2 protein-coding genes are annotated in these 25,182 nt (G+C 38.4%); both read right to left on the reverse strand.

The genetic code is table 11. The features are described from left to right. Positions 1 to 25: 25 nt before the first annotated feature. Complete coding sequence (locus ACZIYX_RS04135) at positions 26 to 14,452, reverse strand: SDR family NAD(P)-dependent oxidoreductase (protein ID WP_462680933.1); 14,427 nt, start codon at positions 14,450 to 14,452, stop codon at positions 26 to 28. 34 nt (positions 14,453 to 14,486) lie between these two features. Further along, positions 14,487 to 25,175 carry an SDR family NAD(P)-dependent oxidoreductase gene (locus tag ACZIYX_RS04140; RefSeq protein ID WP_462680934.1) on the reverse strand — a complete coding sequence of 3,563 codons (10,689 nt, stop codon included), beginning with the start codon at positions 25,173 to 25,175 and terminating at the stop codon, positions 14,487 to 14,489. Between the last annotated feature and the right edge of the window lie 7 nt (positions 25,176 to 25,182).

A 25,182-nucleotide genomic window follows, 5' to 3' on the forward strand; every position in this document is an offset into this window, starting at 1 on the left:
TAATTTATCTTAAGTAAGTCTTTATTTAGTTTATACTATATTTTTTTAATAAATGGATAGCCTGATCTGTCTCAATCGATTCATTTTCAATTTCATTTATAAGATTTTCTAAAATTTCGTGATTTTTATCTGCCTTAACAAAGTTCCTATCCTCCACTTGTTTTGAAATTGGTTTTTGTATCCAATATCGATCTTTGGCAAATGGATATTTTGGTAAACTAATCAACTTAGGCTTGGCTTCTCCATAAAGTTTGTTCCAGTCTAATTTTAAACCTTTTACCCATAGCTCCAATAATTTTGAAAACTTTTTATTTTCTATCCACTTATCCATAGTTTCTTGTAAATCGGTATCTGCGTTAAAAATAGATATGGATGTGTCATAATGTTTCACTTCACCTGTATAAACTCCTTCAAGGTTTCTGTCTGCCTGCAAATAAGCTTTTAGTTTACTTGCCAATTCTTCAACAGAACTTACAAGAAGGCCTAAACGAACCTCCATTGTTTCTCTGGTTATTTGTAATGAATACGCCAAAGAAAACAGATCTACAATTTGATTTTTAGTATTTATAAAATCTAACAGGTCTCTGGTCTTTTGCTGTAATTGTTCTGTTGTTTTAGAAGACAAAACAATGATTACTTGCGAACCATCTGAAAGATTGGTAACAGGAGAAGGTTGTACCTCTACTGGTGATATGTATTCTTCTATAACAACATGAGCATTGGTACCACTTCGACCAAAAGAGCTTACGCTTCCCATACGAGGTGTATTAGATTCTTTTTCCCATTTTTTTGTGGTTTTATTAATATAAAACGGGCTGTTATCCCAGTTTATGTAATCATTTTCCTCCTCACAATTAATAGTAGCAGGTATTTTATTATACTGCAATCCTTTTAACAAACTAACGACACTCACTAATCCAGAAGCTGCCATGGTATGCCCCAAGTTACTCTTACAACTAGTTATAGCACAACTATTTATTTGTTCTGATCGAGATTGCTCCTTGTTAAGTTTTTTGAAAGCATCATTCAAGGCATTAATTTCGATAGGATCTCCTAATTTTGTTCCTGTGCCATGAGCAACAACATGTGAAATATCCTGAGGATTAATATTGTAATTTGTATATACTTTTTTAATTAATTCTTCCTGACTTTTACCACTTGGTGCAGTAACCCCATTTGTCTTTCCATCAAAATTAATCCCACTGGCTTTAATAGTTCCATAAATAGGATTACCTGCTTCAATAGCAGCTGACAGTGGTTTAAGCATGAGTACTACAACTGCCTCACTTGCTCCAATACCATTAGCTTGTCTCGCAAAACTATAACATTGTCCATCTTGTGAAAGCATACCTGCCTGGCTCATCTTTACATAAAACTCCGGAGATAAGATTAAAGAAGAAATACCCGCAACTAATGCTGATTCGCATTCTTCGTTTCGTAAACTCATGATTGCCTGATGTAAGGCCACCAATCCTGAAGAACAAGCTGTATTGGTTGCAATGGTAGGACCATGTAAATCCAGATAATAGGAAAGCCTAGAGGATATCATAGCATTACCACTATTTCCTACTCCTTGTTCGTTTGAAATAAGCTTATCATACTGGCTTTCTTCCATCCCTACAAAAACACCAACCGATGTTCCTCGTAACGATGATGGAGCGATTTGGGCATCTTCTATTGCTTTATATGCTTCCATAAGAAGCATTCTTTGACCAGGGTCTGTAGCTTCTGCTTCTTTGGGAGTAATTTCGAAAAACAAAGGATCAAACTCATCTACATTATTAATAAAACCACCTTTATTCGTATTAATTTTATTACCAGGATCACCAGCTGCTTTAAAATAATCCCGCCAATCCCAACGGGATAAAGGGATTTCACTAATACCGCTCTCTCCTTTTTCTAGTAACGACCATAGTTGATCTACCGTATCCGCTTTTGGAAAACGTCCTGACATACCTATAACTGCAATAGCTTCCTGCACCACGCCTGTAGTATATAACTTACTATTGGATCTGGTTTGTAAGAAACGTTTACGCAATGATGTTTGATTAATAACCGGTTTGGTAACTGTTATTGTTTTTTTATCCTTCACATCGCTTTGAAGCTTACTATAAAATTCCTCTATGTGCTTAAGATAATCCTGAGTAAAGTAACCGCTTAATTTTTCAATTGTTGGATAACTATATAATAAAGCAGGGGTTATAGTAATTAAAAAATGTTCTGCTAATTCTTTAGAAAACGCAGTTAAACTAATCGAATCAAATCCATAATCTACCAGATTCGTTATTCCATCTAGTTTCTCAGATGGTATTTTTAAACTTTTAGATACTAGCTTGATAAGATCTGAATACACACAATCTTTTAAAGAAAGATCTTGATATTGTATCTTCCAACCTTTACTTATATGAGAAGGTAGTTTTTGAGTATTTGATTCCAATTGATCTGGCTTTTCCACTTCATAAATCCTATGTAAAAATTGTTCAGTGCGAGTTGGTTTCCCTTTTATTATCAACGTTTGTTTTTGATCTGACTTAATAATATCGTGCCATATCTCTATTCCTTCTGATGTTTCAAGAACTTCTTGACCACTACTTTTTAAATAAAATTCAGCCTGCTCAGAGTTCCCTTTACCCATACCGCCATCTTTCCAAAATGGCCAGTTAATAACTATGGATTTTCCTTTATTACTATTTTTCTGCTCACGGTAATGGGTATACCCCATTAGAAAACGATTAGCAATGGCATAATCACAAGATCCAAAATCTCCCAAAATAGCTGCCGATGATGAAAAATAACAAACAAAATCCAAAGGATGCCCCTCTAGTATTTCATCTAATAAAATAGTACCTGTAGATTTAGACTGAAGAACCTCTTTGATACTTTTTGTCGTTTTTTCAAAGAAAACCTGAGTAGCTTCCACTCCGGCTGCATGAATTATCCCCGACAATTCAAAAGGAAGATTTTTCGCCCAAGATGTTATTGATTTTTTATCACTAATATCTACAGACTCATAATATACTTCTTGCGCCCCTGCATTTTTTAATTGCTGGATCTTTTCCTCTATATCAGCAGTATTTGGGCTTCTGCCAAGCAATACTAGTTTTGCCTTATATTCCTTAGCTAAATAGTGCGCAAACTTAAAGCCTAATTTTCCAATGCCTCCTGTGATTAAATAACTTCCATTCGTTTTTAATATGGGTTCTTGGGCTACACTATTCAAATCATAAGACGCAAATGATAGTATAAACCTGTGTTCCCCTTTATACCAAATTATTTCAGGATTATGTATCGCATCTAATAATTGATGAGGAGTATAAACAGAATCATTCGTATAAAGTAGGGATATCTTTACATTAGGTAGTACTAGTTTTAAAGATCGCTCAAACCCAATCCAAGAATGATCCCAACAAGTATCTACAGATGAAGGCTCATAATGGCCCATCAACGTGACATCGATAGGTTGATTAAATTCTTTAATGGCTTTGAACAAATTAAACAAGGCAAGAATGCCTGTTTCTTTACGATCTTTTGCCCAAGAATACATTAATGCTATAGATTCATTGGATTTGTTGGCTGCACTATGAAGTAATTTTTGAATATCAGACGCATTATTGAAACGACAGTGGTAAATACTATCAGATACTTCTTTATATTTCTGCCCTTGGAATACATAAATTGCTTTAGTTAACTGCTTAGCATCATCACTACTCATTATTTTTTCTCGAAATTCTTCATCTGCAAAAATTATAATTTGCTTGTTTTCTGATATCGAATTATTGGAATCAAATGGCTTGTCTTTCCAGTATTCCTTAAAAAATAATTGTTGGGATTCTTCTTTTGATTGTGGGATTACTTTATCATAAGTTACATCAAACGAAGTCGTGTCTTTTTCGATGTTTTCAAGAATATCTGTATCTATATTAAATTCTTGTAAACACAACCCTTTTATTTGTATGCATATATTACCTTCTTGATCTATAAAATCAATATCCAATGAATGGTTAATTGATTCTTTTTTATTACTACGTACCCATACGATCATATCCTTGGTACAGGCAGATATTATGTGTATAGAATCCAACGAAGCAGGAAATACTGGTTGATTCAACGAATCCAAATCATTTATTAAAATTATAGCTGCCTGTAAAGCTCCCTCCATTATTGTAGAATAAAGTATCCATTCCTCTTGATCCTTTTCCTCAGAAAGTGTCGTGCTTAATTCAGCCAATAATTGATTATCTCCTCTATGAACAGTTTTGATTCCTTGAAAAATCGAACCATACGTATATCCTATTCGGGTTAAAACCTTATAAATATCTTTGGATTCTGGAACAACTTCTTTCATCTGCTCTTTGAGCAATTCAATATCGATTTTAGCTGTTTCCTGTTGTTGTCTATAAATGGCTTGCCCTTGTAAATATGCTATCTCCTGATCTGTTTCAGTCGTGTATATTTCAAAATCGATTTGTTCCTCAATACTATTATCTGTATCCCTTGCAAATAAGACTATTTCTATTTCTTTGTTTTCTGTTATCGTAAATGGTTGTATCCAGAAAACATTATTTAATTCAATAACTGTGGATTCTTCATGAGCTGAACTAGCCAAAATTACAGCAATACGAGCCATTTCCAGACAAGTCATTGCTGGTATAACCTTATCTTCTTTAACCCCGTAGTTTTTTAAGAAAAATTCTTCTCCGCTAAAAGTACTGTTATAGCGTTGTTTGCGAAGATCAGAGGTGTTTTTATGAACTAAAGGATGAAGCATATCTATCGTCCTTAGCGTTTCTTTAGTAGTCTGTTTATCCGAAGTTGCTTCAATCCAATATCGTTCTTTTGCAAATGGATACAAAGGCAGACTTATACGTTTAGGCTTATGGTTTCCATAGAGCTTGTTCCAATCCAACTCCAGACCTTTTACCCATAAATCCAGTAATTTTGATAATTTCTTTTGACCTATATATTTCTCAACAATGGTCTCTTTCATATCATCATCACTAATAATACTAATACTTTCTTTACTATATTTTACATGTCCAAGGTAAAGATCCTCAATATAATTTTCTCCCTTAATATATGCCTGAAGCTTTTCTTCTAATTGTTTAATGCCAGCTGCCATTAGACCTAGACGAACATCCATGGCTTCCCTACCTACTTGTAGCGTATACGCCATTTCTACCAGATCAAGGCTATCCCCTTCTTTTTCAATAAATCTCAGCAAATCTGAAGCTTTTACTCTTAGTTGCTCCTCAGATTTTGCCGATAATGGAATCATTAGTTCTGAGTTTTGGGTAATCCCCTGAACAGGGGTTTTTATGGCTCTCTTAGTAGTATACTCTCCCAAAACCAAATGCGCATTAGTGCCACTAAAACCAAAGGAACTTATAGCGGCTTGACGGGGTTGATTTTCATCTACCTTCCAATCTTTTAATTCTGTATTCACATAAAACGGACTCCCCTCTAATCCTATATGTTCGTTCAGTTTTTCAAAGTTAATTGTTGGAGGCAACTGTTGGTGTTTTATAGCCTGAAGTACTTTAATAAATCCTGCTGCCCCAGAAGCCGTTAAACAATGTCCGATATTACTCTTTACCGAGCCCAAAGCACAATATGCTTTTTCTTCGGTATATTTTTTAAAAGATTTTCGCAATCCTTCTACCTCAATAGGATCTCCCAGCTTAGTACCAGTACCATGCGCTTCTATTAACTGAATATTATTAGGATCTATATCGAATTGGTCATATACCTGTTGTTCTAAAAGTGTTTGGGATTCTGCGTTTGGTGCTGTAATTCCGTTTGTTTTACCATCCTGATTAACCCCCCAACCTTGAATAACCCCAAGAATAGTATCCTGATCCTTTTCTGCATCTTCGAGTCTTTTTAGCATAACTACCCCAACGCCTTCGCCTGGCACAAAACCATTGGCTCGTTGATCGAAGGTATAACATCTACCATCTGCAGAGAGCATACCTGACTGTGCCGTTTTTATATGCATATCCGGACCTGACATCACATAAACTCCTCCTGCTAAAGCTGAATCAATACTACCAGATACCAAGCTATCGCAAGCATTGGCGATAGCCACCAATGAGGAAGAACAAGCCGTATCGATAGAAATGCAAGGGCCTTGTAAATTTAAAAAATAAGAAATTCGTGCCGCTAATATTGAAGTAGAACTACCAGTAAAACCTTGTGCGCTTAGTTGCTGCTCTCTCGATAACATTTGATAGTCTCCATAAGCACATCCAACATATACCCCACATTTACTACCCGATAATGCACCCGGGCTATATCCTGCATTTTCTATAGTATGCCAACAGCTTTGTAAAAACAAACGTTGTTGTGGATCCATACTTTCTGCTTCCACCGGAGAAATCGTAAAGAACATAGGATCAAAAAGATCATATTCTTCCAAAGCTCCCATCCATTTACTATAGGTTTTTCCAGAGACTACTTCTCCTTCGCTGTAATGTTCATCTATATCCCAACGATCTTTACTAACCTCTCTGATACAGTTTTTACCTCCTGCTATATTTTGCCAAAACTCCTCTACATCTTTTGCCTCAGGAAACTGTCCCGCCATACCTATTACCGCAATAGCTTGCGATGAGGTACCCCTCTTACTTTTAGATGCTATTCTTACCGATTTTGAACTATCCCGCCAGGAAATAAGTTTCTTTTTCTTTTCTATTTCCTTTCTGGAAACTCCTCTATCTATTACCTTTTGTTGCCTATCTTCAAAAGTAGATTGCTCCCCTACAAGGGTGCCTAGTTTTTCTGCTTCTTCCTGAACATGCGCACTAAGTTTGGCAAGGGTAGAATAACTATACACAATCGTAGCTTGTAATGGTATGCTATAGGCATCACTAACCTTACGAATAAAGGTCACCCCTACAATAGAATCCAATCCTAAATCCACAAATTGGCTGTCTTGGTCGATCTCCTCTTCTTCTAAATGTAACTCCTGAGCTAAAAGCTTTTTAAGATTCGATATAATATCGGGTAAAAAGATATCTCTACTCTGTGATATTTTTGATATGGTACTCCTGGTATCTATTGGATCCTGATAAACGGGTTTACTTACTAATACTCCTAGCTTTTCTGCTTCTTCCTTAACATGTGCACTAAGCTTGGCAAGGGTGGAATAACTATACACAATCGTAGCTTGTAATGGTATGTTATACAAATCACTGATCTTACGAATAAAGGTGACCCCTACAATGGAATCCAGTCCTAAATCTACAAATTGGCTATCCGGATCTATTTCCTCTTCTTCTAAATGTAACTCTTGGGCTAAAAGCTTTTTAAGATTTGATATAATATCTGACAAAAAGATATCCCTACTTTCTACTACTCCTTCTGTCTTATAGTCCTGTATATTTTGCTCTGGGATTGTATTTGTCTGTGTATCGGTTGCTGCATTATAAAAATTACGTTCAATCTGTTGTAAGGTTTCTGTCTTGCCTACAAAGGTTTTTTCGTGCATCTCCAGTTCCAAACGATAGGTATCTTCTAACTGATCTCTGAGGTGTTTGGTGAGTTGTTCCTTGATCGCTATCAAGCTATCCCGGGAGTGCTTTGCTATTTCTTTGGCAATATCAAATGCCTTAGACAACAATTCTTCCCGGGGGAATACAGGGTAATAAAGCCCTTTTTCTTGTAACTCTCTTCCTGAATATTCCACCGCAGTCAGTAAAGTCTCTCTGGCAAGATCATATCCCGTTTTGTCCGGAAATGCAAGGGTAGCCGCAGCTCCGGGGGTAAATCCATAATTCATATAAGGACTTACATAATGACTCTGTTCACTAAACAAAATAAAGTCGGAAAACATCCCCAAAGACCAGCCTGCTCCGATACCATGTCCCTGCATCGCTGCTATGACAGGTATCTTACACTCCATAGCTAATTGAAAAACCTTCGTATCTGTAAATTTGGCCTTTCCTTGTTGAATCGCCAATAGGCTTTCTTTGGTACCTCCGGATGCAAAATAGGTGTCATACCCTGTTAATACTACTACCTTATAGGTAGCAGTAGCTGCTATGTGCTGAAAAACCTCGATGATCCCTTCTAAAAATGCGGTAGAAAACATGTTCTTCGCATCTCTGTCTTCCATCTTCACCTCTAAAATACCATCCGGATAAAGGGTGGCTTGTAGTACTTGGGTATAAAGTGCTATTGCTGTAGGTACCTTAGGAAAGGATATCTCTGTTGGTGCTTTGGTTTCTGACCAAACCGGAAGCTGTTCTATCTTTTCACGGATCAGCAAAGCGTGTTCCTGCTTCCAGGATGTTACCCTGGCTAATGGTAGCTTGCTCCATTGCTGTGCCAACTCCTTGGCTTTTGCCAATACCTCTGCCTTGGCTGCTACCGTTACAGCTCCTAGTTGCTGTTGTAACTCTGCTCCTGTATATGTTTTTCCTCTTAAAAGGAGTTCCTTGCAAACATACGGACTTAGGCGATCTGCAAAAACCATAGCTGCTCGTTTGGCTAATTCTGGTCTTTCTAAAAGCTTGCTTGCAGAATACTTCCCCTCTGTTTGGTAGATACATCCATCACAAGACTGGGCGATCCATAGCGAGATATCTTTTGCATCGGATCTAATAGCCGCTATCACAGGAATTGGGAATCCATAGATCAAATCCTGAATCCTCAAGACCTCTTCTACCGAAGTGTCTCTATCGGATACCGAAATGAATTCTGATCCATCACTGGTAAGTACAATTGCTTTATAATACTTGCTTTTTGCAACCTGATTAAAAATATCTGTAAAACCTGAAATCAGGTCTGTAAGTGTATATGGTTTTTTGCCTGTACTTATTTGGATCGTTAGTATATGGGAGGCTGTATTTTCTAACTTCAAATATTTCGAAGAACAAGTAATCTTAACGGTACTAACTTTGGAGTTACTTTCTTCTCTTACTGCTTCAACTGTCTTTAATTTTTTTGTGTATTTTAATATATGACGCCCTAAATGCTGCTTTAGCAAACGTAGTGCAGTTTGGGATTTCTTTGAAAGGGATACTGCTAGTTGTTCTGCATACTCCTCTACCTGTTCTGAGGCAAGAACTGGAAAGCTCCAACCCTTTTGCTCCATCTCTTTTCCTTGTAATACTCTCGATTGGTATAACAAATCTAAGGTCAAAGCTTCTCCAAAGCGTTCTTTAAACAAGGCTTCTTCTTCTACAGAGGCAAACATCCCTGCATCAAGATCGCTATACCCATACGTACTTTCTTTGCTGCATATCATAAAATCACTTAGGGCTCCTATCAAAAAGCCTGCTCCTGTAGCGTCTCCCTGCATAACAGAAACTAAGGGATAAGGAAAACTCGATATGGCCACATACAGATTTTGTAGAACTGCTTCATTATATGCCTCCCGATCTCCTTGTAAGAAAACACTACCGCTTCCCTTCAACATTAAAACTTTTAAAGAGGATATTTTTTGTACAAATTCAAGGGCTTCTACCAGTTGGTTGATAACTTCTTTTGAAAGTGTATTCTCATTAGTTCTGCAATCTATACGTATCGAATACATCCCATTGCCATGATCCAATAATCGTACATAAGAAACCCCAACAGGAACATGGGTTTCTCCTAAAGTATTTGCCTTCGTACTGGAAAGACCTACTTGTAATTTTAAAACAGGAACTTCTTGTTGCCCTTCTGCTGCTTGTAACTCTTCTGGGGAAACCAGTAAAATACCAGAGGGCTTTTGCAAAGGAATCTCTGTAGAAACTTCTTTTTCTCCTGTATGAAATGTATCTGCTTTGTTACTATTTGTTAATGGTATATAGATTTCTTTGGGGGATTCTTTCGGTTCTTCTTTTTCTTCTACCTCTAGTTGCTTTGGTGATGCTACCTGCGCATAACTTTCTTGTTCTACAGGGCTAAAAGTTTCTTCCTTGTAATAAGCACCGCGTAGCTCCACACATATATGCCCCTTAGAATCACAAAGGTCTATATCCAGTTTGGTATCCAAATCCGTATCTGCACTATAACGAACCCAGGCAAACATTTTCTGGGTGCATGCTCCTAAAACCTGTACGCTATCCAATCCATCCAATACCATCGATCGAACCGAAGCCTGGTGGATATCTCCTCCCAGTAAAACGATACCTGCTTGAAAACCACTCTCTACTATACCGGGGTGCAAGACATAGTCTTGTAAACTTGATACAACAACTTCTGGTACTTCTAACTCTGCCAATAGTTGCCTATCTCCCAAATGAATCGTGCTTATTCCTTGATAGGAAGCACCATAAGAGCACCCCATTCTGGTGAAAAAATTATATATAGTAGCAGAGTTTTCCTCTCCTGCTCTTGTTTGTCTCTTTAAATCTGTGAGATCAAGAACTCTTTTTAAAGAGGATGCCTTAACAGTAACATATCCCTGACAATGTACTAGCTCTTTATCTGTATCTGTACTATACACCTCAAAAGCAAATTCTTGTTTGGTCTGTGCTAAAAGGGCTATATGCACCGGGATGTTTTCTGTAATCTGTACCGGATCTGCCCAAACAATATCCTGCAACTCCAAAATATAAGGTTCCTCCTGCGATGCTAAGGCTTCTGTAATTGCAGCATGAGCCATCTCTAAATACGCAACTACTGGAAGTACTTTTGGTTCCGAACCCGGATCGGCCCCTAATTTATAATCCGATATAAAAAACTCCCCTCCGCTAAAGGTCGAACTATAACGTTGCTCTTCGAAATCTGATGCGTTTTTATGTAACAACGGGTGTAAAACAGATCCGGATCCTGCATTGGATACCGTATTGGTTTTCTCTGAAACAGCGATCCAATACCGCTCTTTGGCAAAGGGATAACCAGGCAGACTAATAAATTTAGGGTACTGACCTTTGTATAATTCCTTCCAATCCAAATCCTGTCCTGCTACCCATAACTCCAATAATTTGGAGGTGTTTTTATCCGATAGCCCGTCATTTACGGTTTGCTTTCTTTCTGTATCACTTCCTAAACGGGATAAAACAGATTCTTTATCTTTTACTTGTCCTTGATAAAAGGCTTTGTTATTTTTTTCGCCTCCCAGATACGCCTCCAGCTTTTCTGATAAATCAACTACAGAATCTGTCAAAAGACCCAAACGTACATCCATTGCTTCCCTGCCTACTTGTAGGGTATACCCCATTGCAAAAAGATCCAAAGAATGCCCTTCTTCCTTTGATCTCTTGAGAAAACGCAATAAATCATGAGCTTTTTGCTCCAATTGTTCTCCCGTTCTGGCAGATAAAAGGATCGCAACACTATCTCCGGATTCCGTATCAGAAGGAACGGAAGTGGTTTCTACATATTCCTCTATAATGATATGGGCATTAGAGCCTCCTGCTCCAAAAGAGGAGATTCCTGCTATTCGTGACAGAGTCTTCCCGGCAACTACTGGTCGGTCCCAATCTGTTAAGCTCTGGTTTACTATAAAAGGGGTTTTCTCAAAATCAATGTGAGGGTTTAGTCGGGTGGAGTGTAACGAAGGAACGATCTGACGGTGTTGCATTTGCAACAATATTTTGGTAACTCCTGCAATACCTGCAGCGGATTCACAGTGACCAATATTGGACTTGGCAGAACCCAATAGGCAATACCCCGTATCCTGACCTTCTTTATGAAAAGCTTTGGAAAGGGCTGCTATCTCAATGGGATCTCCCAGTTTTGTGCCCGTACCGTGGGCCTCTATATAACTAATATGGCGAGGATCGGTCCCGGATTCCTGCAAGGCATGCGTGATAGCACTCGCCTGAGCTTTTGGATTAGGAACACTATACCCATTGGTCTTACCGCCATGGTTCAAGGAACTTCCTTTTATGACTCCATAAATATGGTTCCCGTCTCTTTTGGCTTCTGATAACCTTTTTAATACAACAACGCCAACGCCTTCCCCTGGAATATAGCCATCACCACCTTCTCCAAAACTTTGACAATGACCAGCACTGGAGATAAACTGACCAGAACTAAGCATTAAATATTTATTGGGATGGACACTAACATTCACCCCTCCGGCAATACCTAAATCGGTACGGCCTTCCTTTAAATCCTGACAGGCAAGATGTATTGCCGTTAAAGAAGAAGAACACATCGTATCCAATGTCATACTGGGACCATGCAAATTTAAAAAGTAAGATACCCGGTTCGCTATGCTGGCAAGGCTGCCAGATAGATTATATTCACCATACATCACCCCCGCATATACACCTACCTGACCAGCCATATCCCCATGTGGTATTTGAAGGCTTGCCCGGGTATATCCCGCATCTTCTACTGCCATCCAACTATGTTGCAAAAACAAACGCTCCTGGGGATCTATCGATTTTGCTTCCCGTGGAGAAATATTAAAAAACCTTGGATCAAACTCATCTACACCTTCTATAAAACCACCCCATTTACTGTAATGATGACCGCTCTTAGTACGATCCTCACTATAGTATTCCCGCCAATCCCAACGTTCTTTGGGTACTTCGGTGATACAATCTTTACCTGCACGAAGATTATCCCAGTAGGCTTCGATATTAACAGACTCTGGGTAGCGACCACTTAAGCCTACTATAGCAATGGGGTCTGTATTAGGTGATGGTTTAGAATTGGTTAAATCAATAAAAGGGCGAGAATTAATAAAACGCTTACCTGAGATCATTTCCTGCCATATTTGATCGTTAATCTGAGGCTGGATATCTTTATCTTTTGACTTTTTATTATTTGTATTATCTGGTTTTGTATTGAAAAGGTCAGCTAATTGAGCTGGATGAGAAGTTACAAAGTACTCTGTGAGCTCTCTGATATTCTGATACTCAAAAAATAAGGTTTTAGATAAAGATCCAAAGGTTTTCTCTAACTGGCTCGTAAACTTCATCGCTAATATAGAATCAATTCCATATTTCTCTAATGGCTCTTGAGGATCTATCTTTCGGGAAGTCAACTTTAATAATGAAGAGAATTCTTTACATAAATAATCCTCTGTTTTTTTGAAAAGATCCATATTATCTGAAACTATTTGAGAATCTATAGCTACATCATTAGACAAAGGTTCTTTTTTCACCTCATGATCTATATTTTTAGTATTGCCTAAGTCCGATAAATCATTCCCTTTCATCACCAAAACCTGATTATGAGGGAACTCCAGACTACGATAAAATGAATACATCCCCAGGATTGTTTCCATTGGTTGCACATCTATCGTTTGTTTGAGTATTTCTTGATTTTTTTGATCTATTTGCATGCCTCCTTCTTGCCATAATGGCCAGTTGATGGATACGGTATGCCCTTGTCGATCACCTGAAGAAACTAATCCATTGCGATATACAGAAAACCAATCCATAAATCCATTGGCTACGGCATAATCTGCCTGACCTACATTACCTAATAAGGAGGCTACCGAAGAAAATAATACCATAAAATCCAAATCCAAATCCTTACTCGCTAAATCCAGATTAAATGTCCCTGAAACTTTTGGTGTTAGAACTTTACCAAATTCATCATTGGTCTTTTTAATAATAAAATTATCCGAGGTCATCCCCGCACAATGAAGGATACCATTAATTTGCTTACCTCCATCGCCTATAGAAGAAATCAAAGTGCTTACCTGAACCAAATTGTTTAGATCTAATGGATGATATTCTACCCTACTATTTCGTACTGGCAATGCATCCAGAACTGCTTTCTTTTCCGAGGTTAATACAGAGCGACCTGTTAAAATAATCCGAGAATGCGTTGTTTGTTTAAGAATCTCTTTTGCGAATAAAAGCCCTAAACCTCCCATACCTCCTGTGATAAGGTATACTCCATGATCTTTGAATGCGATCTTTGGATCGCTATGAGTTGCTGGTATCTCTTTATTTCTTAAAACATACCGAATATCCTGCTCATATTTGATAACAGGATCCAAAAACATGGTTTGGCTTTCTTCTAATTGTATGCAAAGTGTATTTGCTTCTACCTCTGGATGGGTAATAATAACCTGACCTACTAGTTTTGGGTTCTCCAAACCAGCTGTTTTTAATAAACCTGAAAGACCTGCAAAAACAGCCTGTTCTGTACTGTTACCTGTTACTATTTGTACTAATATTTTACCCTGAACCTTATTGGTAAGCAGAGTACGCAGGTAATCGAAACAAATAAGGGCATAACTACTGTATCTATTTGCGATATTTTGTTGCGGATCTAATTGTAAAACTAAAACCTTACTATGTGGAAAAGATGCCTTAACTTCTTCTTCTTTAATTTGAGGTATTTCACACAGAATAATATGTTGTTGAACATACTCTGGCGTATTCTCAGAGGCTATCTTCAAAGAAGTAGCTTCCCATACTTGATTAGAAAGCAATGCCCTTGTAGTCTTACCTTGTTCCTGTTGTTTGATAACCTTAATCTTTTCCAGAGCTTCTTTTTGTGTGAGCTTGCCGCTGGAAACATCTTGAAATATTTTTTTTAAGTTTTCCTTCATCTTTTCTTTTAAATTTTTCTCAAGAATTCAGTTTTTAAACTAATTCCACAGCTTCTTCATCAGAAAGCTCTTTGTTTAATACACTTTGAATAAGTTTCTGATAATAGGTCTCATTAAAAGTTGATGTACCGTTCGCATTTATAGGACTGTTATTGTTTTCCATGACACGAAAAGCAATTCCCTTAATTTGTACACATATATGTCCTTCCCGATCACAAAGATCTATATCCAGTTTCGTGATTCTGCTATCAGGGTTACTTTCTGGTGAGTAACGAATCCATACCACCATATTTTTTGTGCAAGCAGAAATAATACGTACAGATTCCAAAGCAAAAGGAAGTAATGGTTGTGGTGAGATTTGATTCAAATCCTGAAATAAACCAATAGATGCTTGCAGAGCACTATCCATTAAACTTGGATGTAACAGATAACTTTTTTCTTCAGTTTCAACTATAGCTGGTAAAATTAAATCTGCCAACACTTGTTGCTCCCCTTTATAAATTGCTACGACACCTTGGTGTGCAGGTCCATAATAAAGTTCCATTTGATTAAAAACTGTATAAATATCATTCTTCTCTAACTTACCTCTTATCATCTGGTCTCTAAGTCCTAGTATATCTAGTTTTTCTGGAACTTGTTGACTACCAAACATTGCTTGACCCTGAAAGTGAATAATTTCTTCCCCTTCATTATAACTGGATACCTTATAATGTATTTGTTTGTCTGCTGTAAAGTCTGAATCGTCTAAGAGTAAAGTTGTATTTATTTGTTTTTTGTGATCTACAACAAAAGGCTGAATCCAAGCAGTATTGTTCAGCTCCAGAATAGCCTGTTCTACAGGAGCAGGCATTGCTTTTTTAATAGCTACTTGAACCATTTCTAAATATGCTACTCCAGGAAGAATTTTTTTATTAAAAACCTGGTGATCTTTTAAGAAAAATTCTTCTCCGTTGAATGTACTACTATAACTTTGTTTACTAAAATCTGAAGTATTCACATGTAATAAGGGATGTAAAACAGACGCTGTCTGTTCTATTTCTTTATCCTGCTTATTTGGAGTCGCTTCAATCCAATATCGTTCTTTAGCAAATGGATACAGAGGCAGGCTTATACGTTTAGGTTTTTGGTTTCCATAGAGTTTGTTCCAATCCAACTCCAGACCTTTTACCCATAAATCCAGTAATTTTGATAATTTCTTTTGAGATATCCAATTTTGGATGATAACTTCTCTCATTTCATTATCATTACTAATGATCCGCAAACCTTCTTTATTACGTTTCACATGCCCTTGATAGATCCCATTAATAGTATTCTTTTGCTTGACATACATCTTAAGTTTTTCTGCTAATTGAAAAACACTACTCACCATAAATCCAAGTCGTTCTTCCATGGCTTCCCTACCTACTTGTAACGTATACGCTATTTCTACCAGATCAAGACTATCGCCTTCTTTTTCAATAAATCTCAACAAATCTGAAGCTTTTGTCCTTAGTTGTTCCTCCGATTTTGCCGATAATGGAATCATTAGTTCTGAGTTTTGGGTAAGCCCCTGAACAGGGTTTTTAATGGCTCTCTTAGTAGTATACTCTCCCAAAACCAAATGCGCATTAGTGCCACTAAAACCAAAGGAACTTATAGCGGCTTGACGGGGTTGATTTTCATCTACCTTCCAATCTTTTAATTCTGTATTCACATAAAACGGACTCCCCTCTAATCCTATATGTTCGTTCAGTTTTTCAAAGTTAATTGTTGGAGGCAACTGTTGGTGTTTTATAGCCTGAAGTACTTTAATAAATCCTGCAACACCCGCAGCCGTTAAACAATGTCCGATATTACTCTTTACCGATCCTAAAGCGCAATATGCTTTTTCTTCGGTATATTTTTTAAAAGATTTTCGTAATCCTTCTACCTCAATAGGATCTCCTAGCTTTGTACCAGTACCATGCGTTTCTATTAACTGAATATTATTAGGATCTATATCGAATTGATCATATACCTGTTGTTCTAAAAGTGTTTGGGATTCTGTGTTTGGTGCGGTAATTCCGTTTGTTTTACCATCCTGGTTAACACCCCAACCTTGAATAACCCCAAGAATAGTATCCTGATCCTTTTCTGCATCTTCGAGTCTTTTTAGCATAACTACCCCAACGCCTTCGCCTGGCACAAAACCATTGGCTCGTTGATCGAAGGTATAACATCTACCATCTGCAGAGAGCATACCTGACTGTGCCGTTTTTATATGCATATCCGGACCTGACATCACATAAACTCCTCCTGCTAAAGCTGAATCAATACTACCAGATACCAAGCTATCGCAAGCATTGGCGATAGCCACCAATGAGGAAGAACAAGCCGTATCGATAGAAATGCAAGGGCCTTGTAAATTTAAAAAATAAGAAATTCGTGCCGCTAATATTGAAGTAGAACTACCAGTAAAACCTTGTGCGCTTAGTTGCTGCTCTCTCGATAACATTTGATAGTCTCCATAAGCACATCCAACATATACCCCACATTTACTACCCGATAATGCACCCGGGCTATATCCTGCATTTTCTATAGTATGCCAACAGCTTTGTAAAAACAAACGTTGTTGTGGATCCATACTTTCTGCTTCCACCGGAGAAATCGTAAAGAACATAGGATCAAAAAGATCATATTCTTCCAAAGCTCCCATCCATTTACTATAGGTTTTTCCAGAGACTACTTCTCCTTCGCTGTAATGTTCATCTATATCCCAACGATCTTTACTAACCTCTCTGATACAGTTTTTACCTCCTGCTATATTTTGCCAAAACTCCTCTACATCTTTTGCCTCAGGAAACTGTCCCGCCATACCTATTACCGCAATAGCTTGCGATGAGGTACCCCTCTTACTTTTAGATGCTATTCTTACCGATTTTGAACTATCCCGCCAGGAAATAAGTTTCTTTTTCTTTTCTATTTCCTTTCTGGAAACTCCTCTATCTATTACCTTTTGTTGCCTATCTTCAAAAGTAGATTGCTCCCCTACAAGGGTGCCTAGTTTTTCTGCTTCTTCCTGAACATGCGCACTAAGTTTGGCAAGGGTAGAATAACTATACACAATCGTAGCTTGTAATGGTATGCTATAGGCATCACTAACCTTACGAATAAAGGTCACCCCTACAATAGAATCCAATCCTAAATCCACAAATTGGCTGTCTTGGTCGATCTCCTCTTCTTCTAAATGTAACTCCTGAGCTAAAAGCTTTTTAAGATTCGATATAATATCGGGTAAAAAGATATCTCTACTCTGTGATATTTTTGATATGGTACTCCTGGTATCTATTGGATCCTGATAAACGGGTTTACTTACTAATACTCCTAGCTTTTCTGCTTCTTCCTTAACATGTGCACTAAGCTTGGCAAGGGTGGAATAACTATACACAATCGTAGCTTGTAATGGTATGTTATACAAATCACTGATCTTACGAATAAAGGTGACCCCTACAATGGAATCCAGTCCTAAATCTACAAATTGGCTATCCGGATCTATTTCCTCTTCTTCTAAATGTAACTCTTGGGCTAAAAGCTTTTTAAGATTTGATATAATATCTGACAAAAAGATATCCCTACTTTCTACTACTCCTTCTGTCTTATAGTCCTGTATATTTTGCTCTGGGATTGTATTTGTCTGTGTATCGGTTGCTGCATTATAAAAATTACGTTCAATCTGTTGTAAGGTTTCTGTCTTGCCTACAAAGGTTTTTTCGTGCATCTCCAGTTCCAAACGATAGGTATCTTCTAACTGATCTCTGAGGTGTTTGGTGAGTTGTTCCTTGATCGCTATCAAGCTATCCCGGGAGTGCTTTGCTATTTCTTTGGCAATATCAAATGCCTTAGACAACAATTCTTCCCGGGGGAATACAGGGTAATAAAGCCCTTTTTCTTGTAACTCTCTTCCTGAATATTCCACCGCAGTCAGTAAAGTCTCTCTGGCAAGATCATATCCCGTTTTGTCCGGAAATGCAAGGGTAGCCGCAGCTCCGGGGGTAAATCCATAATTCATATAAGGACTTACATAATGACTCTGTTCACTAAACAAAATAAAGTCGGAAAACATCCCCAAAGACCAGCCTGCTCCGATACCATGTCCCTGCATCGCTGCTATGACAGGTATCTTACACTCCATAGCTAATTGAAAAACCTTCGTATCTGTAAATTTGGCCTTTCCTTGTTGAATCGCCAATAGGCTTTCTTTGGTACCTCCGGATGCAAAATAGGTGTCATACCCTGTTAATACTACTACCTTATAGGTAGGAGTAGCTGCTATGTGTTGAAAAACCTCGATGATCCCTTCTAAAAATGCCGTGGAAAACATGTTCTTCGCATCTCTGTCTTCCATCTTCACCTCTAAAATACCCTCTGGATAAAGAGTTGCTCGTAGTACTTGGGTATGAAGTGCTATCGCTGTAGGGGTCTTAGGAAAGGATACCTCTGTTGGTGCTGTGGTTTCTAACCAAACCGGAAGCTGTTCTATCTTTTCCTGGATCAGCAAAGCGTGTTCCTTCTTCCAGGATGTTACCCTGGCTAATGGTAGCTTGCTCCATTGCTGTGCCAACTCCTTGGCTTTTGCCAATACCTCTGCCTTGGCTGCTACCGTTACAGCTCCTAGTTGCTGTTGTAACTCTGCTCCTGTATATGTTTTTCCTCTTAAAAGGAGTTCCTTGCAAACATACGGACTTAGGCGATCTGCAAAAACCATAGCTGCTCGTTTGGCTAATTCTGGTCTTTCTAAAAGCTTGCTTGCAGAATACTTCCCCTCTGTTTGGTAGATACATCCATCACAAGACTGGGCGATCCATAGCGAGATATCTTTTGCATCGGATCTAATAGCCGCTATCACAGGAATTGGGAATCCATAGATCAAATCCTGAATCCTCAAGACCTCTTCTACCGAAGTGTCTCTATCGGATACCGAAATGAATTCTGATCCATCACTGGTAAGTACAATTGCTTTATAATACTTGCTTTTTGCAACCTGATTAAAAATATCTGTAAAACCTGAAATCAGGTCTGTAAGTGTATATGGTTTTTTGCCTGTACTTATTTGGATCGTTAGTATATGGGAGGCTGTATTTTCTAACTTCAAATATTTCGAAGAACAAGTAATCTTAACGGTACTAACTTTGGAGTTACTTTCTTCTCTTACTGCTTCAACTGTCTTTAATTTTTTTGTGTATTTTAATATATGACGCCCTAAATGCTGCTTTAGCAAACGTAGTGCAGTTTGGGATTTCTTTGAAAGGGATACTGCTAGTTGTTCTGCATACTCCTCTACCTGTTCTGAGGCAAGAACTGGAAAGCTCCAACCCTTTTGCTCCATCTCTTTTCCTTGTAATACTCTCGATTGGTATAACAAATCTAAGGTCAAAGCTTCTCCAAAGCGTTCTTTAAACAAGGCTTCTTCTTCTACAGAGGCAAACATCCCTGCATCAAGATCGCTATACCCATACGTACTTTCTTTGCTGCATATCATAAAATCACTTAGGGCTCCTATCAAAAAGCCTGCTCCTGTAGCGTCTCCCTGCATAACAGAAACTAAGGGATAAGGAAAACTCGATATGGCCACATACAGATTTTGTAGAACTGCTTCATTATATGCCTCCCGATCTCCTTGTAAGAAAACACTACCGCTTCCCTTCAACATTAAAACTTTTAAAGAGGATATTTTTTGTACAAATTCAAGGGCTTCTACCAGTTGGTTGATAACTTCTTTTGAAAGTGTATTCTCATTAGTTCTGCAATCTATACGTATCGAATACATCCCATTGCCATGATCCAATAATCGTACATAAGAAACCCCAACAGGAACATGGGTTTCTCCTAAAGTATTTGCCTTCGTACTGGAAAGACCTACTTGTAATTTTAAAACAGGAACTTCTTGTTGCCCTTCTGCTGCTTGTAACTCTTCTGGGGAAACCAGTAAAATACCAGAGGGCTTTTGCAAAGGAATCTCTGTAGAAACTTCTTTTTCTCCTGTATGAAATGTATCTGCTTTGTTACTATTTGTTAATGGTATATAGATTTCTTTGGGGGATTCTTTCGGTTCTTCTTTTTCTTCTACCTCTAGTTGCTTTGGTGATGCTACCTGCGCATAACTTTCTTGTTCTACAGGGCTAAAAGTTTCTTCCTTGTAATAAGCACCGCGTAGCTCCACACATATATGCCCCTTAGAATCACAAAGGTCTATATCCAGTTTGGTATCCAAATCCGTATCTGCACTATAACGAACCCAGGCAAACATTTTCTGGGTGCATGCTCCTAAAACCTGTACGCTATCCAATCCATCCAATACCATCGATCGAACCGAAGCCTGGTGGATATCTCCTCCCAGTAAAACGATACCTGCTTGAAAACCACTCTCTACTATACCGGGGTGCAAGACATAGTCTTGTAAACTTGATACAACAACTTCTGGTACTTCTAACTCTGCCAATAGTTGCCTATCTCCCAAATGAATCGTGCTTATTCCTTGATAGGAAGCACCATAAGAGCACCCCATTCTGGTGAAAAAATTATATATAGTAGCAGAGTTTTCCTCTCCTGCTCTTGTTTGTCTCTTTAAATCTGTGAGATCAAGAACTCTTTTTAAAGAGGATGCCTTAACAGTAACATATCCCTGACAATGTACTAGCTCTTTATCTGTATCTGTACTATACACCTCAAAAGCAAATTCTTGTTTGGTCTGTGCTAAAAGGGCTATATGCACCGGGATGTTTTCTGTAATCTGTACCGGATCTGCCCAAACAATATCCTGCAACTCCAAAATATAAGGTTCCTCCTGCGATGCTAAGGCTTCTGTAATTGCAGCATGAGCCATCTCTAAATACGCAACTACTGGAAGTACTTTTGGTTCCGAACCCGGATCGGCCCCTAATTTATAATCCGATATAAAAAACTCCCCTCCGCTAAAGGTCGAACTATAACGTTGCTCTTCGAAATCTGATGCGTTTTTATGTAACAACGGGTGTAAAACAGATCCGGATCCTGCATTGGATACCGTATTGGTTTTCTCTGAAACAGCGATCCAATACCGCTCTTTGGCAAAGGGATAACCAGGCAGACTAATAAATTTAGGGTACTGACCTTTGTATAATTCCTTCCAATCCAAATCCTGTCCTGCTACCCATAACTCCAATAATTTGGAGGTGTTTTTATCCGATAGCCCGTCATTTACGGTTTGCTTTCTTTCTGTATCACTTCCTAAACGGGATAAAACAGATTCTTTATCTTTTACTTGTCCTTGATAAAAGGCTTTGTTATTTTTTTCGCCTCCCAGATACGCCTCCAGCTTTTCTGATAAATCAACTACAGAATCTGTCAAAAGACCCAAACGTACATCCATTGCTTCCCTGCCTACTTGTAGGGTATACCCCATTGCAAAAAGATCCAAAGAATGCCCTTCTTCCTTTGATCTCTTGAGAAAACGCAATAAATCATGAGCTTTTTGCTCCAATTGTTCTCCCGTTCTGGCAGATAAAAGGATCGCAACACTATCTCCGGATTCCGTATCAGAAGGAACGGAAGTGGTTTCTACATATTCCTCTATAATGATATGGGCATTAGAGCCTCCTGCTCCAAAAGAGGAGATTCCTGCTATTCGTGACAGAGTCTTCCCGGCAACTACTGGTCGGTCCCAATCTGTTAAGCTCTGGTTTACTATAAAAGGGGTTTTCTCAAAATCAATGTGAGGGTTTAGTCGGGTGGAGTGTAACGAAGGAACGATCTGACGGTGTTGCATTTGCAACAATATTTTGGTAACTCCTGCAATACCTGCAGCGGATTCACAGTGACCAATATTGGACTTGGCAGAACCCAATAGGCAATACCCCGTATCCTGACCTTCTTTATGAAAAGCTTTGGAAAGGGCTGCTATCTCAATGGGATCTCCCAGTTTTGTGCCCGTACCGTGGGCCTCTATATAACTAATATGGCGAGGATCGGTCCCGGATTCCTGCAAGGCATGCGTGATAGCACTCGCCTGAGCTTTTGGATTAGGAACACTATACCCATTGGTCTTACCGCCATGGTTCAAGGAACTTCCTTTTATGACTCCATAAATATGGTTCCCGTCTCTTTTGGCTTCTGATAACCTTTTTAATACAACAACGCCAACGCCTTCCCCTGGAATATAGCCATCACCACCTTCTCCAAAACTTTGACAATGACCAGCACTGGAGATAAACTGACCAGAACTAAGCATTAAATATTTATTGGGATGGACACTAACATTCACCCCTCCGGCAATACCTAAATCGGTACGGCCTTCCTTTAAATCCTGACAGGCAAGATGTATTGCCGTTAAAGAAGAAGAACACATCGTATCCAATGTCATACTGGGACCATGCAAATTTAAAAAGTAAGATACCCGGTTCGCTATGCTGGCATAGCTACCAGAAACCCCTTTGCGATCACCACGCATACTAGCTTCTGCCCCAAATAATTGGTATTCACTATACATCACCCCTGCATATACACCTACCTGACCAGCCATATCCCCATGTGGTATTTGAAGGCTTGCCCGGGTATATCCCGCATCTTCTACTGCCATCCAACTATGTTGCAAAAACAAACGCTCCTGGGGATCTATCGATTTTGCTTCCCGTGGAGAAATATTAAAAAACCTTGGATCAAACTCATCCACCCCTTCTATAAAACCACCCCATTTACTGTAATGATGGCCACTCTTGGTACGATCCTCACTATAGTATTCCCGCCAGTCCCAACGTTCTTTGGGTACTTCGGTGATACAATCTTTACCTGCACGAAGGTTATCCCAGTAGGCTTCTATATTAACAGACTCCGGGTAACGACCACTTAAGCCTATTATAGCGATTGGATCTGTCTCAGTTGCATTGGTTGTGTTTTTTGAAGTAATGCTTTTTCGCTTACGAATTAGACCTTTTTTATTGATATTTCTTATTGGAGGTTCTGGTCGTTCTTCAATTATTTTTTGTTGACTATTCTCTTTATTCGTAAAAAGTTTGGATAGCTGCAAAGCATGAGACTTAATAAAGTATTCTGAAAGTTCACGAATAGTTTGATATTCGAAAAATAGAGTTTTAGGTAAGGAACCAAAGGTTTTTTCCAGTTGGTCTGTAAGACTCATCGCCATTATAGAATCAATTCCATATTTCTCTAGTGGTTCCTGAGGATCTATTTTATGAGAAGTGAGTCTTAATACTGTTGCAAACTGCTTACATAAATATCCCTCAATTTTCTCTTCATAGCTTTCAGAACTCCCTTTTAAAGCAATTTTCTGCTCCTCATTGAATGGTGTTGGTATTCTTTGTTTCTGTATTTTTTGATCTTCGAGAAGTGATTGACGCATTTGTGCTACATCCCCTTCCATAATTAAAGCCTGACTTTGTCCCAACTCCAGACTACGATAAAATGCATACATTCCAGTAGTTTTAGGCATGGGATACATTCCAAAAGTTTTACGCAATGCCTCTTGATTTTTTTGATCTATTTGCATGCCTCCTTCTTGCCATAATGGCCAGTTGATGGATACGGTATGCCCTTGTCGATCACCTGAAGAAACTAATCCATTGCGATATACAGAAAACCAATCCATAAATCCATTGGCTACGGCATAATCTGCCTGACCTACATTACCTAATAAGGAGGCTACCGAAGAAAATAATACCATAAAATCCAAATCCAAATCCTTACTCGCTAAATCCAGATTAAATGTCCCTGAAACTTTTGGTGTTAGAACTTTACCAAATTCATCATTGGTCTTTTTAATAATAAAATTATCCGAGGTCATCCCCGCACAATGAAGGATACCATTAATTTGCTTACCTCCATCGCCTATAGAAGAAATCAAAGTGCTTACCTGAACCAAATTGTTTAGATCTAATGGATGATATTCTACCCTACTATTTCGTACTGGCAATGCATCCAGAACTGCTTTCTTTTCCGAGGTTAATACAGAGCGACCTGTTAAAATAATCCGAGAATGCGTTGTTTGTTTAAGAATCTCTTTTGCGAATAAAAGCCCTAAACCTCCCATACCTCCTGTGATAAGGTATACTCCATGATCTTTGAATGCGATCTTTGGATCGCTATGAGTTGCTGGTATCTCTTTATTTCTTAAAACATACCGAATATCCTGCTCATATTTGATAACAGGATCCAAAAACATGGTTTGGCTTTCTTCTAATTGTATGCAAAGTGTATTTGCTTCTACCTCTGGATGGGTAATAATAACCTGACCTACTAGTTTTGGGTTCTCCAAACCAGCTGTTTTTAATAAACCTGAAAGACCTGCAAAAACAGCCTGTTCTGTACTGTTACCTGTTACTATTTGTACTAATATTTTACCCTGAACCTTATTGGTAAGCAGAGTACGCAGGTAATCGAAACAAATAAGGGCATAACTACTGTATCTATTTGCGATATTTTGTTGCGGATCTGCTTGCAAAACTAAAACCTCACTATCGGGAAAAGATGCCTTAACTTCTTCTTCTTTAATTTGAGGCATTTCACACAGAATAATATGTCGTTGAACATAATCTGACGTATTCTCAGAGGCTACCGCTAAGGAAGCAGCTTCCCATACTTGATTAGAAAGCAGTGCCCCTGTAGTCTTAGTTTGTTCTTGTTGTTTGATAACCTTAATTTTTTCCAGAGCTTCTTTTTGTGTGAGCTTGCCGCTGAAAACATCTTGATATATTTTTTTTAATTGTAATTTCATGTGTTTA

This window comes from Aquimarina sp. (assembly GCF_977115655.1).